22 protein-coding genes are annotated in these 16,023 nt (G+C 43.0%); 12 read left to right on the top strand and 10 right to left on the bottom strand.

What is annotated here, in order from left to right; translation table 11 throughout:
* A complete protein-coding gene (locus DK188_RS08175) occupies positions 1–456 on the top strand; it encodes a DUF4268 domain-containing protein (RefSeq protein WP_111670332.1) in 456 nt (151 codons plus the stop codon).
* Positions 457–459: 3 nt separating this feature from the next.
* Here the strand turns inward: DK188_RS08175 and DK188_RS08170 are convergent, their stop codons facing one another.
* Positions 460–954 carry a DUF6265 family protein gene (locus DK188_RS08170; protein WP_111670331.1) on the bottom strand — a complete coding sequence of 165 codons (495 nt, stop codon included), beginning with the start codon at positions 952–954 and terminating at the stop codon, positions 460–462.
* Positions 955–988: 34 nt separating this feature from the next.
* Positions 989–1,303 carry a HesB/IscA family protein gene (locus DK188_RS08165; protein ID WP_111670608.1) on the bottom strand — a complete coding sequence of 105 codons (315 nt, stop codon included), beginning with the start codon at positions 1,301–1,303 and terminating at the stop codon, positions 989–991.
* A 112-nt stretch (positions 1,304–1,415) separates the two neighbouring features.
* Between DK188_RS08165 and DK188_RS08160 the strand changes: the two genes are divergently transcribed.
* From DK188_RS08160 to dtd, 5 genes are read left to right on the top strand one after another with little or no spacing between them, the layout of a single operon-like run.
* Positions 1,416–1,937: a DUF7935 family protein gene (locus DK188_RS08160; RefSeq protein ID WP_111670330.1), complete on the top strand. Its 522-nt coding sequence runs from the start codon at positions 1,416–1,418 to the stop codon at positions 1,935–1,937.
* A 9-nt stretch (positions 1,938–1,946) separates the two neighbouring features.
* Positions 1,947–2,360 (top strand): YkvA family protein, encoded by a 414-nt coding sequence (locus DK188_RS08155; protein WP_111670329.1) that lies wholly within the window; start codon positions 1,947–1,949, stop codon positions 2,358–2,360.
* Between the two features lie 32 nt (positions 2,361–2,392).
* Positions 2,393–3,016 carry a thioredoxin family protein gene (locus DK188_RS08150; protein WP_111670607.1) on the top strand — a complete coding sequence of 208 codons (624 nt, stop codon included), beginning with the start codon at positions 2,393–2,395 and terminating at the stop codon, positions 3,014–3,016.
* Positions 3,013–3,732, top strand: a complete 720-nt coding sequence (locus DK188_RS08145) for a Rossmann-fold NAD(P)-binding domain-containing protein (RefSeq protein WP_111670328.1) — start codon at positions 3,013–3,015, stop codon at positions 3,730–3,732. The genes DK188_RS08150 and DK188_RS08145 overlap by 4 nt, the downstream gene beginning before the upstream one ends.
* The gene (gene dtd / locus DK188_RS08140) at positions 3,729–4,181 is read left to right on the top strand and encodes a D-aminoacyl-tRNA deacylase (protein ID WP_111670327.1); all 453 of its coding nucleotides are present in this window, start codon (positions 3,729–3,731) and stop codon (positions 4,179–4,181) included. Before DK188_RS08145 ends, dtd begins: the two co-directional genes overlap by 4 nt.
* A 269-nt stretch (positions 4,182–4,450) precedes the next feature.
* Here dtd and DK188_RS08135 read toward each other — a convergent pair whose 3' ends face one another.
* The 5 genes from DK188_RS08135 to mce form a co-directional block, all read right to left on the bottom strand.
* Positions 4,451–4,954 (bottom strand): toxin-antitoxin system YwqK family antitoxin, encoded by a 504-nt coding sequence (locus tag DK188_RS08135; protein ID WP_111670326.1) that lies wholly within the window; start codon positions 4,952–4,954, stop codon positions 4,451–4,453.
* Between the two features lie 102 nt (positions 4,955–5,056).
* Positions 5,057–5,488: a hypothetical protein gene (locus DK188_RS08130; RefSeq protein WP_157963196.1), complete on the bottom strand. Its 432-nt coding sequence runs from the start codon at positions 5,486–5,488 to the stop codon at positions 5,057–5,059.
* Positions 5,489–5,575: 87 nt separating this feature from the next.
* Positions 5,576–6,604, bottom strand: coding sequence for a thiamine-phosphate kinase (gene thiL / locus DK188_RS08125; RefSeq protein WP_111670324.1), 1,029 nt, complete (start codon positions 6,602–6,604; stop codon positions 5,576–5,578).
* Positions 6,605–6,606: 2 nt separating this feature from the next.
* A complete protein-coding gene (locus DK188_RS08120; protein ID WP_157963195.1) occupies positions 6,607–7,191 on the bottom strand; it encodes a hypothetical protein in 585 nt (194 codons plus the stop codon).
* 179 nt (positions 7,192–7,370) lie between these two features.
* Entirely contained in the window at positions 7,371–7,772 is a 402-nt protein-coding gene (mce, locus tag DK188_RS08115) for a methylmalonyl-CoA epimerase (RefSeq protein ID WP_111670322.1), read from the bottom strand.
* A 92-nt stretch (positions 7,773–7,864) separates the two neighbouring features.
* Here mce and DK188_RS08110 point away from each other — a divergent pair, with 92 nt between their 5' ends.
* From DK188_RS08110 to DK188_RS08100, 3 genes are all read left to right on the top strand, one after another.
* A complete protein-coding gene (locus DK188_RS08110; protein ID WP_111670321.1) occupies positions 7,865–8,191 on the top strand; it encodes a HesB/IscA family protein in 327 nt (108 codons plus the stop codon).
* A gap of 176 nt (positions 8,192–8,367) precedes the next feature.
* Positions 8,368–9,462, top strand: a complete 1,095-nt coding sequence (gene gcvT, locus DK188_RS08105) for a glycine cleavage system aminomethyltransferase GcvT (RefSeq protein WP_111670320.1) — start codon at positions 8,368–8,370, stop codon at positions 9,460–9,462.
* A 2-nt stretch (positions 9,463–9,464) separates the two neighbouring features.
* Positions 9,465–10,172, top strand: a complete 708-nt coding sequence (locus DK188_RS08100; RefSeq protein ID WP_111670319.1) for a 2-phosphosulfolactate phosphatase — start codon at positions 9,465–9,467, stop codon at positions 10,170–10,172.
* Between the two features lie 344 nt (positions 10,173–10,516).
* On the opposite strand, the gene DK188_RS08095 is transcribed toward DK188_RS08100, so the two are convergent.
* Positions 10,517–11,581 carry a BamA/TamA family outer membrane protein gene (locus tag DK188_RS08095; protein ID WP_157963194.1) on the bottom strand — a complete coding sequence of 355 codons (1,065 nt, stop codon included), beginning with the start codon at positions 11,579–11,581 and terminating at the stop codon, positions 10,517–10,519.
* A 267-nt stretch (positions 11,582–11,848) separates the two neighbouring features.
* Here DK188_RS08095 and DK188_RS08090 point away from each other — a divergent pair, with 267 nt between their 5' ends.
* A complete protein-coding gene (locus DK188_RS08090; RefSeq protein WP_111670317.1) occupies positions 11,849–12,085 on the top strand; it encodes a YdcH family protein in 237 nt (78 codons plus the stop codon).
* A gap of 49 nt (positions 12,086–12,134) precedes the next feature.
* Here DK188_RS08090 and DK188_RS08085 read toward each other — a convergent pair whose 3' ends face one another.
* Positions 12,135–12,479 (bottom strand): nucleotide pyrophosphohydrolase, encoded by a 345-nt coding sequence (locus tag DK188_RS08085; protein ID WP_198672987.1) that lies wholly within the window; start codon positions 12,477–12,479, stop codon positions 12,135–12,137.
* 162 nt (positions 12,480–12,641) lie between these two features.
* Here DK188_RS08085 and DK188_RS08080 point away from each other — a divergent pair, with 162 nt between their 5' ends.
* Together DK188_RS08080 and DK188_RS08075 are read left to right on the top strand one after the other, a co-directional pair.
* The gene (locus tag DK188_RS08080) at positions 12,642–14,201 is read left to right on the top strand and encodes a M81 family metallopeptidase (protein WP_111670316.1); all 1,560 of its coding nucleotides are present in this window, start codon (positions 12,642–12,644) and stop codon (positions 14,199–14,201) included.
* A 26-nt stretch (positions 14,202–14,227) separates the two neighbouring features.
* Positions 14,228–14,599, top strand: coding sequence for an iron chaperone (locus tag DK188_RS08075; protein ID WP_232825689.1), 372 nt, complete (start codon positions 14,228–14,230; stop codon positions 14,597–14,599).
* 2 nt (positions 14,600–14,601) lie between these two features.
* Here DK188_RS08075 and DK188_RS08070 read toward each other — a convergent pair whose 3' ends face one another.
* Positions 14,602–15,873, bottom strand: coding sequence for an aminotransferase class V-fold PLP-dependent enzyme (locus DK188_RS08070; RefSeq protein WP_111670314.1), 1,272 nt, complete (start codon positions 15,871–15,873; stop codon positions 14,602–14,604).
* Positions 15,874–16,023: the final 150 nt, after the last annotated feature.

The following is a 16,023-nucleotide window of genomic DNA, read 5'->3' as shown; positions in this document are numbered from 1 at the left end:
ATGTACAGTCGATCAGAAGCTTCAAGAATTCGAGCTGAGTTTTGGATTACTTTTGGGCAATACATGAAGCCTGTTCCAAATGCTGAAGGCCGCAAAATCAACTGGCCAAACTACCGTACAGGAGTGAAGCATATTTATTTCAGAATGAAAGCTGAATCGAATTTTGCATCAATTGGAATCGAAATCGCGCACAAAGACGAAGAACTTCAGGAGTTGTATTTTATGCAATTCAAGGAATTGAAAAATCTCCTGAAAAATACACTAGAGGAAGAATGGGACTGGAAGTTACATGCAATAAATGAAGTCGGTCAGCCCGTGTCTAAAATCGAAAAAGTACTTCCGGGCGTCAATGTGATGGAGGAATCGGATTGGCCCGAAATCATAGGATTTCTAAAACCAAGAATCATCGCCTTGGATGAGTTTTGGGATAATGTGAAACCCGGGTTTGAGGAATGATAATTAAAGAGCTTTCTTGGTAAACCTCAATTCCTCAACCGTTTCCACACCATTTTCAGTCAAAGCCAACTGGTAGATCATTTCGTCACCAATTCGCTCTATGGTTAGACCGTGAAACCAAACCTTGTTTTCACCTAATTCGATCAAGCGAAACGTCGTCCATTCCTCTTTTTCTTCCCAGCCAGAAAGATCGGGATTGAAATGCTTCAGCTTCATGGACACGCTTTCTCCTTCCTGTACGAGATTCATAAACTCTGAGAAAACCAGCTCACCATCCATCCAAAAACGAAAGGTACCTACCATGTGACCGTCTTTAGCGGGCATCCAAACTTCCTCGCATTCTCCACCAAAACCAGGTCCCGACCAATACCCAACCATCCAACTGAGGTCTTCCACTTTTCCTTTTCCGGGAGATTGGTCAGGTTTGAGTTGACGGACTTGGGCTGGAGAGAATTGACTACTTGTCAAAAATGCCAAGACAAGATATAAGGTCTTCATAGCTTTATTTTTGGATGCTATTAAGGTACAAAAATTACAAATCGTGACGCTTTGGAATGTCAGGATTAATAAAAGTAAAACCACGGGCTTCATCTCCCTCAAAAAAGTCGATCTGCATTCCCATCAGGAACATGAAGTGTTTTTTCTCGATCAAAACAGGAATCCCATCGATCTCAAATTGCTGATCCTCAGCTTTTGGCCTATCAAAGCCCAAGGCGTAAGACATCCCTCCGCAACCGCCGCCTTTGACACCGACTCGCAAAAAATAGTCGCTCGGGATATTCTTGGTGGCCATGATGTGTTTGATTTCGGCCTCGGCTTTCTCAGTGATGGAAATGGGAATCAGCATGCGGAGAAAAGTAAATTTTCTTGGTTTTGGTTCGCAATTTGGTCCAAATTTATCGATTCGGCCGGTTTTTTGACTCAAGAGAATTACTGATATTCGAATACAAAATAAAACGATGGATTACATACTCGATTTGCTAAAAATCATTTTGCCAGCTGGAATAGTCCTTTACGGCATGTACTTGGTGGTGGTCTCTTTTCTTTCTAAAGAAAGAGAAAAGCTACTGATTGATCTCAAAACACAAAATACTCAAGTCGTGTTGCCCATTCGGCTTCAGGCGGCTGAGCGACTTTGCCTTTTGCTGGAAAGAATCACCCCTAATAACTTGGTGAGACGCTCCAATCCGAATCAGTTTACTGCTGCTGAACTTCATCCTCAGCTTTTGGCGGAAGTCAGAGAGGAATTCAATCACAATTTGAGTCAACAAGTCTATTTCTCAGAGGAAACTTGGGAAGCGGTACGTCGAGCGGTGGAGGATGTGGTCACGCTTCTGAACCTTAGCCGTCAATCCTTACATGCTGACGCATCTGGCATGGATCTGGCAAAAGCTATTTTTGCACAGTCTCTGGAGCAAAAAAATGACGCAATCACCTATGCGCTCCGTCAGGTGAAATCCGAAATACAACTTCATTTCTAACACAAGCCAATGACCACATTTGCAAACAAGACAACTGAAATCGTAGAAAAAGCCAAAAACCTCTTTGGCAAACAGGTCGATATGATTGTTCGTCAAGAGCAAAAAGTAGTCGAGCTTCTCAAGAATGTCGGCCAAAAACTGGTCATTCTGGCTAATAACCCCAAAGTCCAAAAGCTGACTGCTCCGGTTCAGATTTTCATCCGAATGATCAAGGCGCATTTTAGGGGAGACCACAAAATGGAAATGACCACCCTCGGGTTGATCGTCCTGTCTTTGGTTTATTTTATTTCTCCGATTGATTTGATTCCTGATTTCTTGGGATTCTTTGGATTTGCTGATGATCTGTCGGTAGTCTTGGCTGTCTACGCCAAAGTACGGGATGAAGTGGAGCGATTTTTAGAATGGGAACGAACTCAGATTTAGATCTGACTGTTTTCCCTCAAATCGTTCAAAAAATGGAGTTTTTAAGTCACCCGGTTACCCAAAAGGTACTCGACCACGCGTTTTCCTACCCTCAATTTGTAGAATTTACTGCCCAACTTGTTCTGGAAAACCGGACTACCGGAGCCAATCAAAGTGAAGCCTACCTAGAATATACCTGGATGTGTCTGCAGCGGATGCGACGCTGGGACAAAACCGCAAAGATTTCGACTGGAATGGAAATTCTGCTTCGGTCTATTGAAGAGCCACAGGTTTGGATGGTAATCACGGAGGCATGGTGCGGCGATGGTTCCCAATCCATTCCTTTCCTTGCAAAATTGGCTGACCTAAACCCGCTGATCGACCTCAAAATCCTAATGCGCGATGAGAATCCTACAGTTATGGATGCATACCTGACCAATGGAGCGCGTGCTATTCCCAAGCTGGTGGCATTTACCAAAGATTTGAAAGCGGAGCTATTTACTTGGGGACCAAAGCCGGAATACCTCATCAATCGACACAAAGAATACAAGCTTGATGCTCAAGGGAAACCGTACAAGGAGTTTCTTGAGGAAATTCACCTTTGGTACGCAAGAAATAAAAATCAGGACTTGGAAGCCGAGCTTTTCCCATTAATTCAGTCAACTTTGACCCCATGAACATCGCATTAATTTCGGGTACCTCAGGACTTGTCGGCATGCAGCTGCTTCACCAGCTCTTGCAAGGCAATACATACGATTACGTGCTCAGTGTAGGCAGAAGGAAGCTTTCTCTGAAACATGGCAAACTGATTCAGATCGATGGAGATCTTTTCAACCTTGAATCCTGGGACTGGCAAGAAATGATCAAATCCCAGTCTCTGGGAGGAGAATACCATGCATTTCTTGATGCTGTCACCGACAAAAAGGCTACGATTCACGCCTTTTCCAGCTTGGGCACTACGATCAAAGTAGCCGGGTCCAAAGAGAAATTCTTCGCAATCGATCATGATTTGGTTCTAGGATTTGCCCGATGGGCAAAAAAGATTGGTGCTTCCAGATTCCTATATGTTTCTGCACTGGGTGCGGATGCTAAGTCTTCGGTTTTTTACAATAAGGTAAAAGGTCAGACTGAAGCTGATCTCAAAGCCTTGGAATTTGAGTACTTGGGCTTATTTAGACCATCGCTTTTGCTCGGAAATCGAAGTGAATTCCGAATGGGGGAGTTGGTAGCTTCAGTTTTGATGAAGCCATTGGTTTGGCTGAAAATCGCTAAAAATATCCGTCCGATATACGATTACCAAGTAGCCAAAGCCATGGTAAAGAAAGCCAATTCGAGCTATGCTGCTCCTGTTGAAATTGTTCCCTCGGGCCAAATGCAAGACCTAAGCCAATGATTGTAGTCATCCAGCGCGTATCCGAGTCTTCTGTCAAAATCGACGGTAATGTCAAAGCTCAAATTGGGCAGGGTTTGATGATTCTCTTGGGAATCGAAGAAGCAGATAATCAGGAAGACATCGATTGGTTGAGTAAGAAGATCGTCAATCTCCGGATTTTCCCGGACGAAAATGGCGTGATGAATCGCAGTGTGCTCGAAGTGGGAGGGGAGATCTTGTTGATTTCACAGTTTACCCTTCATGCCAGTACCAAAAAGGGCAATCGTCCCTCTTACATCAAAGCCGCGAAACCCGATATTTCCATTCCCCTTTACGAAAAAATGATTGCGGCTTTAGAAACCGAACTGGGCAAGTCGATTGGCACCGGGGAATTTGGAGCGGATATGAAAGTCAGCTTGGTCAATGACGGTCCAGTGACCATTGTGATGGATTCGAAGAATCGGGTTTAGTGACTAGGTCGAATGATTTCACTACAAATCTCGATATAATCTTCCACAGCTTCCTCGAAAGCATATTTCAAATCCGCTACCGTGCCACCTTCAAAAGTCACCAAATCATCAATGACTTCGATTTTTCCATGAAAAACCTTATCCTCAGCCGAAAATGAAACTGATCCGATGAAGTTCTAGTATTCAAGTGTGTTTTTCATAGCTTTTCTTTATTTCAATATGAATCAATCAAGGTTAAACTACACCAATTGTCTATGGAGAGTACTGAATCAATCAATGGGCTTGCCTTTTTTATCAAATCGGATTAAATCAATTTGATTACCAGCGAAATCTCTGATGGATTTCTCCTCCTTGTCGCCATTTTCATTGTAATGGACTGTGACTATTTGGTCTTTTTTTGGATAAAATTTGGTTCTTTCGCTCAAATAGGTCTTTTGATCATTGAATCCAACACCAAAATCAAGAAACTTTTTGAGATTCCCTTTTTTGTCATAGAAGGAAATCATACTAGCGCTTTTTCCTCGACTACTTAAATTGTAGAATGTTCGTTTTTTGAAGTCTTTTCCTATTCTCTTTTTACCTTCCAAGGAAATGGTGCCATTTGGGTTCACCCAAAGATAAGGGCCATCCTGAATCCCATTTTTGTAGGAAACATAGCCGAAGTTCTTGCCTTCGGGATAGAAATAGGTGACTTTTCCATGAATTTTTTCATTTTTAAATTGTTGAGCACGCTCAAGGATTCCATTTTGATAAAAAATGGAATCCTTATCCAATTCAAGGTAATTTCTGGATTTGGTATTAAAAGCACTATCTAAAAGTAATAACTCCTTGATTCCGCTCCCGTATTGCCATTGTCTTAGACCTTCTTGGTCTCTTTAGATCTGAGTAAAAGAGCAAAAGTTGATTTCTATTTCGTCATTTAACTTTTTCCCAAAAATGATCCATTCTTCGCCAGGATCAATTCCAAGATCACATGAAGTATGATAGTTAAAGCTTCTATGTCCGCCAAAAACTTTGAGTTTTGAGATTGGGCCACCTTTGAAGCGATCTATCTCGGTTACTTCAGCCTCAAAATACCGCTGAATTGATTCATCGTCCTTTTTCTCAATAGGGGGAATCAGTTTTCCGACTTTTACCAGAGCTACATAGTCATACTCATTCATTTTTTCTATAGAAAAATCTCCTGTAAAAGCACAAACACAGGCAACTGAGTAATAGGGCAACAAGAAAAGTGAAATGCCAAAAAAGTAACTGAATAAAGTTGATCTCATTAACAAGAGTAATTTAGTTGAAATTTTTACTCCCATCAATTTAGATGATTTTCTGTTTTTTTATAAAAAAAGCTGGAGTTCATCCTCCAGCCCATTTTGCTTCTTGAATCTAACCTCTTGCTTCTAGAAATGCTTCCAACCCTGAGCTTTTAGCTGCACTGCGGTTCCGCTTTTGGTTACCAGATATTTTCCCTCATCAGGCTTGGTCATGTGACCGATGAAGTGGATGTCTGGATGTTTTTCCAGCTTCGCAAAGTCTTTTTGATCAATCGTGAAAAGCAACTCATAATCTTCCCCGCCATTCAAAACGCAGGTGATCGGGTCCAAATTCAATTCCACTGCCGTGTCGAAGGTCTGCTTGTCGATAGGTAGTTTGTCTTCATAGATCGTCGCACCGACGCCTGACCCTTTACAGATGTGAAAAATCTCAGAGGCCAAGCCATCCGAAATATCCATCATGCTGGTAGGCACTACGCCCAATTCCCGCATTTCATGAATGATGTCCATTCTTGCGTCGGGTTTGAGTTGGCGTCCCGTCACGACAGTGTAATTTTCAAGATTGGGTTTCATGTCAGGATTTGCCAAATACACCTGCTTTTCGCGCTCCAAGATCTGTAAACCCACCAAGGCTGAACCCAAATCACCTGTGACACAAAGGATATCATTGACTTTGGCACCTGTTCGGTAAGTGATTTGCTCTTTTTGTGCTTCACCGATGGCAGTGACAGAGATTACCAATCCACCTCGTGAGGCGGTTGTGTCTCCGCCGACGAGATCAACGCCATAATGCTCGCAGGCGGCATTTATTCCTTCGTAAAGAGCGTCTACTGCTTCTACAGAAAAGCGATTGGATAATGCGATGCTCACCGTGATTTGCTTCGGAATGGCATTCATGGCAGCCACATCGGAGATATTGACAGCGACCGCTTTGAATCCGACATGGGTCAATGGAGCATAAGAAAGGTCGAAATGTACTCCTTCAAGTAAAAGATCGGTAGTCACCACTTTCACATGATCCCCGGCTTCAATAACCGCCGCATCGTCGCCGATACCTTTGACAGTCCCTGAGTTTTTGATTATTACTCTAGAATTCAAATGATCAATTAGGCCAAACTCACCCAATTCACTTATTTCTGTTCTTACTTCTGACATTATTATTTCTTGGTTGGAAATGCAAAGATACTTCTAATTCCAAATTGGGTTATACCATTCCAATTTGTCGGGAAAAATGGGTTAGCATTTAGAGTAGGTGAAATTAACAGTGAATACTTCTCTCCCATTTTAAACTCCTTGCCTAAGCCTAATGAAAACCCAAGTCGGAAATAACCGAAGGAATCACGACTAGTCTGTGATAAATTAGGCCCAGCTTGAAGAAAAAATCGATTAGGAAGCCATTTTCTGAAGTTGGCAGAGACCAGCCAATTATTGAAATTTAGATCGTAAGGATCTTCTGGAAATCCGGGAGAAATGTTCGGAGTAACTTTGAACTTATTGCTTGAATAAATTAGTCCTGTTTCAAATTCCCATTTTTCCGATAGGGGAGTTAAATATAGAAAACCAATATCAAAAAAGAACTTTCCATCATAGGATGGGGCACCATCAGCATCACTTTGGATATAGGAAGGATTGCCAAAGGAAGCTTGTATACCAAATCTGTTGGCTTTTTTTTCTTGAGCTAGGGTAAAATTCGACCACAAGCAAAAGCATATTATAGCAGTAAAAAAGGTTAGAATCTTCATAATGACATTTGATTAGTTGTTTGCTAAAAATTGTTAAGCTTAACGAAAAATCCTTCCGAACAGATTTACTAAATGCCAAATTTTAATTGTTGGGCCATAAATCCATTTTGGGAAATGGAATGCTTATTTGATCAATCTACCAATTCAAAAACCTTTCAACTTTAGCACTTTCAAACCTTTCAACCCGAATTTTGACACAACTCCACAAGCACCCCATTCGTGCTGCGCGGGTGCAAAAATACCACAATTTTATTGTCTGCACCTTGTTTTGGCGTTTCATTCAGGATTTCAAAACCGGCTTCTTTCAGTCTTTTGACTTCTGCATGGATATCTTCCACATCAAAAGCGATGTGGTGGACTCCCTCTGATTTTCGCTCCAAATACTTCGCAATCGGACTGTCTGGCCGGCTCGCCTGAAGTAATTCTACCTTGGTTTCGCCCACCTGAAAAAAGCTGGTTTCTACCCCTTCACCGTCCACAGACTCGGTTTTGTAGTGCTCTTTTCCCAGCAATCGAGCAAAGAGTTCATTGGACTTTTCTAAATCTGAGACAGCTATTCCGATATGTTCAATTTTCCTCATCATCTATTTTGTATCTTTGTGGCGAATCTTTTTTTTAGGGGATGTGTTGAGTATGCATTCCTATAGTATAGCTAAAGTAAAAGTATAAAAATATGATCATCGTTTCAGACAAAGCCAAAGAGCGGATTCTAGAACTCAAAAAAGAGGAAGGCCGGTCCGAAAATGAAAATATCCGAGTTTCGGTCAAAGGTGGAGGTTGTTCCGGTTTGATGTATGACTTGGGTTTTGATGCCACTGTGGTGGATTCAGACCATGTCTTTGAAGACAAAGGCGTCAAAATCCTCGTAGATCGAAAAAGTTTACTGTACCTCGCCGGTACGGTACTTGAATTCTCTGATGGGCTGAACGGCAAAGGATTCCAGTTTGTAAATCCTAACGCCAGCCGAACGTGTGGATGTGGAGAAAGCTTCTCCGTATAATCCCTATCTCGAAAAATAACGCATAAAAAAGCAGCCGAAACGCTGCTTTTTTTGTTTAAAGACAGCAAGAGATCAAGGCGTCACATCCTTTCCTCCACCAGTCAAAAATCCAAAAATCCCTTTACCTTAATTCCTGTCAATCCTTACCTTTGCCCACGATAAAAAAAACACCCTAAATGGAAGAGCAAATCAAAAACGTACCTCTGAATGACCTGCACGTAGCCCTTGGTGGCAAAATGGTGCCTTTTGCCGGATTCTATATGCCCGTGCGCTACAGTTCCGACAATGAAGAACACCTTTGTGTCCGCAATGGAGTAGGGGTATTTGATGTGTCTCACATGGGTGAATTCCTTGTGGAAGGACCGGAGGCGCTTACTTTGATCCAAAAAGTAACTTCGAACGACGCGTCAAAACTGGTGATCGGTCAGGCTCAGTATTCCTGCTTTCCCAATGAAACAGGCGGAATTGTGGATGATTTGATCGTCTATAAATTTGACGAAGAAAAATACATGCTCGTGGTCAATGCTTCCAATATTGCCAAGGATTGGGCTTGGGTCAACAAGTACAACACCATGGGAGCCAAATTGACCAATGTCTCCGATGACTATTCACTTTTTGCAGTGCAAGGACCAAAAGCTATCGAGGCTGTTCAGTCCTTGACTCCTGTGAATCTTGCCGAAGTGAAGTTCTATCATTTTACCGTTGGAGAATTTGCCGGAGTTCAGGATGTGATCATTTCAGGTACGGGTTATACTGGCGCTGGAGGATTTGAGATTTATGTGAAAAATGCAGACGCAGCACATGTATGGAACGCGATTTTTGAAGCTGGAAAAGATTTTGACATCAAGCCTATCGGTTTGGGTGCACGCGATACGCTCAGAATGGAAATGGGGTATTGCCTCTATGGCAATGATATCAACGATACCACTTCACCGATTGAAGCAGGCCTCGGATGGATCACCAAGTTCACCAAAGACTTCACCAATTCTGAAGCGCTTAAGAAACAGAAAGAAGAAGGTGTCTCCCGCAAATTGGTGGGTTTTATCATGCAGGAAAGAGGAATTCCAAGAGGACATTACTCGATCGTCGATGCTGCAGGAGAAGTAATAGGCGAGGTGACTTCCGGAACTCAGTCTCCAAGCATGGGTGTAGGTATAGGAATGGGGTATGTGAAAACGGAATTCAGCAAACCTGGAACCGAGATTTATATCCAAGTCAGAACTAAGAACCTGAAAGCACAGGTTGAAAAACTTCCGCTTCTGAAAGCTTAAGCATGAGAAAAGTTGAAGTCTGCTTCAGTCCTGAGTTAATTCATCTCTTTGATCTTGAAAGCAAAATCGTGGTCGTGGTCGATATCTTTCGCGCCACTTCCACGATGGTAGCTGCTTTGGCGAATGGAGTGGTGGAGATTCTTCCATTTGCCGATCTGGAAGCTTGCAGGGTGATGAAGGAGAAGGGATTTTTGATCGGAGGGGAGCGAAATGGACTTACAGCTCCCGGATTCGAAATGGGAAACTCTCCGGTAGCCTACTTGGATGGAACGTATGCCGGTCGCAAACTCGCCATGACCACAACTAACGGAACCCAAGCCATTGAAAAATCTCGTACAGCCGAAGAGATTCTGATCGGAGCTTTTCCAAATCTTCAGGCCACTGTTTCTTATATTCAAACGCAGGACAAGGATGTCCTCATCCATTGTGCGGGCTGGAAAGGTCATTTCAATCTAGAGGATTCCCTGTATGCGGGAGCATTGGTGAAGTCCCTGGAATCCACGCACACATCAAGTGAAGACGGTGCATTGGCTATGGGGACACTTTTTGAAAAAGTCGGCCATAATCTCAAAGGATTTTTGTCTCAAGCATCCCATGCCAAGCGATTGCAAAATCATGGAATCGAGCGGGACATTGACTTCTGTCTGACACTTGATTTGTATGAGATTGTGGTGAAATTGGATGAAAGAGGGTTTTTGGTGAAAGTTTAGTAGTATCTTTTTTCTCATCCTTCAAACTTCAACTTTCTTACTTTTCCTGAAAACTGCCCACTGAGACTGCCTACTTTCAGCTTTCTCACTTCTGCGTTCTTAATTTTCCAAAACTGCCTACTATGACTGAAGGCTGGAATTATCCCGCTGATCTGCGCTGAAAAAGTCGCTGAACTACGCGGATTTTTTCTTCTCTGAACTAGCTGTGAGCTTTATTAATAAAAAAAGGCAATCACTTACGACTGCCTTTCAGATTTCTGATTTTATACTTTTGACTTTTGGTCTTGCCTACTGCCCACTGTGACTGCCTACTTTCATCTTTTTCACTTCAAATTTCTTCCTTCCTAAAATGCTTCCCCAAACGTAAAATAAAACTGCATCCCCTCATTTGGAGAATGCGCCAAATCCAGCCTCAAATTCAACTTTTTGGCTTTTGAAAGTCGGAATCTCCCACCTGCTCCATAGGTTATTTTTGCACGGTCAGCTAGGGAATTGAGATTTGAAAAAACATTCCCAACTCCGGCAAAACCAACCAAACCCCATCGGTTCCCGATGCTTTTTCTAATTTCTGATTGAATAAAAGCCAGATTGTTATCTCTGTATTTTCCCTCAAAAAGCCCTCTTAAAGAGCGATTTCCACCCACTAATGGCAATGCAAAAAAAGGTGTTTCTCCAGTTGTGAATTTTGTCGCGATCTGATTTGCCCAGATTACAGTTTGAGAAAGCGATTTGTAGTGTCTCAGGTCGCCCCCGATTTCCCAATAGGAATAATCTCCTCCAAATGGCTTTCCAAATCGCATCAGGTAAGTTTCCGAAAACCATCCTGAATTAGGGTAAATTGGGTTGTCCCTTGAATCAAAAATGAATGCTGGGCCGAGTCCGACATTCCATCCGCCATCTTTTCCGATATAATCCTCATTTGCGAGCTTTCCATCAGGATCAAAACCTGAAAAGCTAAAGTGGTCCAAAACTGTCTTGACGCCAAGATATCTTGAAGGAGCTATTTGCTTGGCAAAATCAAATCGAAGTCTTGGGAATTTTGCATCATATGTTTCAGAATCCGATTCATTTACCTCATTTCCAATTCCATAGAAAAAGTACAAGTAATCATACCAGCCAACTTCGCCTGAAAACAGATTTTTGTTTTGATCGGTAAAAATTCTCCAATTCACATAGCTCAAGAATTGCCTTCGCAAAGAATATGCAACGCCAAAAACTGATTGACTTTCATAGGTTTCTGTCGGATTCCCTAGATTGAAATTTGTTGCTCCTCCCACTCCGAATACCCAGCGAGTTTCCGGAGTATAATACGCCAAAGGAAGGATGAAAACAGCTTTCTGTTGTTTCAGAGTGGAATCATCTTGTGCAAATGCGGAATTAGTGATTTTTCCCAAAATCAGAAAAAGCAAGACTGAACACTTTGCAAATTGAAGCATATTGTAATGTACGAGCCTAGCACCTGAAGCTGATCAAAGGTCGGTGGAAATGTTTCAATCGAGGATTTTCCTACTCCTTTAAATCATGCTTGCTTGATTTAATCACCTTGAAATCCGGTGAACCTTTCATTCCCTATTTCCCAATTGGAAGACTTTAATCCTGATCCTATGTGACCTTTGTCATGATTTATTAGGGGAGTCGGGGCTAAACTTGTATCAAGACAAAACCCATAAGAAATCATGTTTAAAAAGCATCCGCTAACCGAGGAGTTTCCTGAGTTTGAAGCTAAAATCCATGAATTGAAGGCAGAAAATGAGCATTTCAAAAAGCTGTTTGAAGCCTATGATGAAGTGGATCACGAGATCTATCGTATCGAATCTGATGCAGAACCTGCCTCCGATGAGACCGCCAACCAATTGAGGATAAATAGGCTTCGGTTAAAGGATGAACTTTATTTCATGCTCAAGGAAGGTTAAGTTGTTTTATTACCCTAAACTAGAAAAGCCCATCCCTGGATTGGGCTTTTTATTTCAGTTTCTCATTGTTTTTGTGCCTGTCGAGATCGCGGATATTCTTCTTTTCGAAGTTCTTCTGCAAAGCTTGAGTTAAATCCACTCCGGTCTGATTGGCAAGGCAAATCAAAACCCAAAGTACGTCCGCTAGTTCATCACCAAGATCTTTCCCTTTGTCCGACTCTTTGAAAGATTGCTCGCCATAGGTGCGGGACATAATGCGGGCTAATTCGCCTACTTCTTCCATCAAAATGGTCATGTTGGTAAGTTCATTGAAATACCGGACCCCGACTGTTTTGATCCACTGATCGACTTGAGCTTGTGCCTGTGCAAGGGTTATTTCTGTTGACTTATTCATTTGGGGATAATTTGAATCGGAAATTAGAGATTGAGGTAGGGGATTCCAAACGGTCTGAATTTTTTAAACTGGAATTCACTTTTGTGTTTAATCCTGAAATTCCACCAGTGAATTTGGTTCACACATTTTTCTGAGTTAATTCACGGTCCAAAACATTCTTTCATGAAAAAGCTAATTCTCCTCCTTTTGGTCTGTGTTTTATTTTTTCGCTGCGCGGAAAAAGAATCCGAAAACAAACTTCCAAGGATTGCAATCGCAGGTTTGGCGATCGAATCAAGTACCTTTTCGCCAGCTTTGACCCATGAAGAAGCATTCAAAGCGCGGGTCGATGAGGATGTATTTTCGTTTTATCCCTTTTTGGCTGAGGACTCAGTGGATAGAAAGCGTGCCGAATGGATTCCTACCTTGCGGGCACATGCCTTGCCAGGTGGTATTGTGACCCGTGAAGCATATGAATCGCTGGTCACCCAGACCTTGGATCGGCTAAAGGCCAACCTTCCGTATGATGGACTTTTCTTTGACATCCACGGTGCTATGAGTGTGGTGGGATTGGATGATCCCGAAGGAGATTTTATCCAGCGGGTAAGGGAAGTGGTGGGATATGAGACCGTGATTTCTACCTCAATGGATTTGCATGGAAATGTTTCTAAGGTGCTTGCAGAGAATTCAGACCTGATCACCTGCTATAGAATGGCGCCACATGAAGATGCTTTGGAATCCAAAAAGCGGGCTGTTGAAAACCTTTTGGTTCGATTGGAAAGTGGAAAAGGAAAACCTGCCTACAAGGCTTGGATCCCTGTTCCAATATTGCTTCCCGGAGAAAAGACAAGTACCAGAATTGAGCCTGGAAAGGGACTTTATGCCAAAGTGGATCCAGCGACCAAAGAAGAAGGAGTCATCGATGCTGCGATTTGGATTGGCTACGCTTGGGCGGATGAACCAAGGAATCATGCTGTGGTCATGGTCACCGGAGATGATGAATCAAAAGTGAAAGAAGCTGCGGAATACTTAGCCAAAAGCTTTTGGGATGTGCGGTCCGAATTTGAGTTTGTCGCTCCTGTGGCGACATTGGAGGAAAGTTTGAACATGGCTTTGGTCAGTGAAAAAAAGCCTTTCATGATTTCTGATATGGGTGATAATCCCACCGCAGGAGGCGCAGGCGATGTGACTTGGACCTTGCACGAGATCCTGAAGCGTCCCGAGTTCAAATCCGAAGATGGACCTGAATTAATCTATGCGTCAATTCCCGGACCTGAATTGGTGGCGAAAGCTATTGCGGCAGGAGTAGGCGGGAAAGTTTCTGGTGAAGCTGGAGCTGCAGTGGATAACCGATTCGCTCCCCCAGTGATGCTTTCAGGAACTGTGGAAGCCATCAAAGAAGGTGACAGAGATGCTGGAATTGAAGTGGTGATCAAGGTCGGTTCCGTACGGGTGATAGTCACCCAAAAAAGAAAGCCCTACCATCATGAAAAGGACTTTACAGATTTGGGCTTGAATCCAAGGGAAGCCGCTATAGTAGTGGTAAAGATCGGCTATTTGGTGCCCGAATTATATGACATGCGTGGAGATTGGATCATGGCTCAGACGCCAGGTGGTGTGGATCAGGATCTGGATCGATTGGGACACAAGCGGATCATCCGTCCGATGTATCCTTTGGACAAGGATATGGCTGATCCGGATCTGAGTGTCCGATGGATTCCTGTTTCTGGAAGTAGCAAGTAATTTTCTCACCTCCAATTTTTTATACAATGATGAATCCAAAGCCAGAGTCTGTTGACCAGTACTTAAGTTGGTTTACAGGGGAAATCCGTGAGCGACTCGAACTAATCAGAGTTACGCTTAAAAATGAGCTTCCAGAGGCCAAGGAAGTGATCAGCTACCATATGCCCGCATTCAAGACCTCTGAAGTATTGGTCTATTATGCTGTCGCAAAGAATCACATCGGATTTTATCCAACCAACAGTGGTGTAGCTGAATTCAAAAATGAACTAGAAGAATATCAAACTAGCAAAGGAGCCATTCAATTCCCGCATAATAAGCCTTTGCCTCTTGATTTGATCGTTGCGATAGCCCAGTTCAGATTCTTGGAGGTTCAGGCCAAGCAAGCAAGAAAGAAGTAAAACTAACCCAGTGCATTTGGAAGTGCTTCGACTAGAAGATCGATTTCATGCTTTGAATTGTAAATATGCGTGGATATGCGAATGGCGTCGACTTGACCTTCCGGTACTTGCCGGATTCGGAATCCCGACTTTGCAAGGTTAGTTCCGACTTCTTGGAAGGAAATAGCCTTGGGTCGGAAAGAAACCATACAAATACGGGATGCGTCCTCCTTAGGGCTAAGGATTTCCAGCTGATTTTTGAATTGGGAGAGTCCTTCGTACAAATAGTGGTTCAATTCACGAATTCGAGATTCTACTTTTCCAGTGCCGATTTCATCATGAAATGCAATAGCTGCCGACACTCCTTTCATCAATGTGGTACTTTGCGTTCCGTAGTCAAATCGATGCGCTGAAGCTGCATAGCCTAGCATTACAGGTGGATTTGAAAATAGATCCCAACCGGAATCACTTCCTCCGCCGACATGAAATGGCTGAAGTCGGTCCAGCATCGCTTCCCTGACATAGAGAAATCCTGTGCCACTTGGTCCCAAAAGCCACTTGTGACAGCAACCAGCATAGAAGTCACACCCCAACGCATCCAAGTTCAGATCAAGACAGCCAGCGCCATGTGCTCCGTCTATTGCCGTCAGGATGCCTTGATTTCGGGCATATTCGGCTATGTCTTTCACAGGAAAAACCAGTCCAGTGGTACAGGTCACATGCGGTATGGCAATGACTTTGGTTTTGGGTGAAACCAAGCTTTTGATCCGGTCAAGATTTTCAGCTTGGGTCGAAGCAGGAGTAAAAGGTTTCAGAACTATTCCATGGAGTTTGGCCCGATTGAGCCAAGGAAGCGCATTGCCTACGTGGTCATGCGTAGTGAGAATCACTTCGTCTCCTGGATTGAGCGCAATTCCCCATGCCATGATATTGATTCCTTCTGTGGTGTTATGTGTCAGGGAAAGCTCTTCCGTTTTAATTCCCAAAAAGGCAGCCAGCTTCTCTCGTTCTGGCTGTGTGCTACCATATTCTCCAGTGGTATTGATTTGAAGGAGCGACTCTTCCATGGCTCTTTGGACGGGGAAAGGAGCAGGGCCAAATGTTCCATTGTTTAGATAAATTCGGTCTTTGGATAGAGGAAAACTCCCTCTGATTTGATCCCAAAAAGGTTCTCCTTGCAAGGTGTGATCTATTTGCAGGTTCTTCTGGATAGTTCGGTGCGGAGCAAATCCAAACAGACCTGGTGCAGCTAGTCCGACAGAGAATTTTTTAAGAAAATCACGCCTATTTTTCATGAAATGGATTCCCTTTTGGGAGATGTAAGTAAACCAAAATCTTTGCGTTAGCAAAGTGACTATTCGATGATTTCGGTTTTTGGAAGATATTATTTGGTTTGGAATCTGGGCCAAAAGTAACTTACTTGATATTTAACCTGCATTCAATTT

The sequence above is a fragment of the Algoriphagus litoralis genome, assembly GCF_003259255.1.
Taxonomy (GTDB): domain Bacteria; phylum Bacteroidota; class Bacteroidia; order Cytophagales; family Cyclobacteriaceae; genus Algoriphagus; species Algoriphagus litoralis.
Note: the sequence above shows the minus strand (reverse complement) of the source record. Positions and strands in the feature narration are given on the sequence as shown.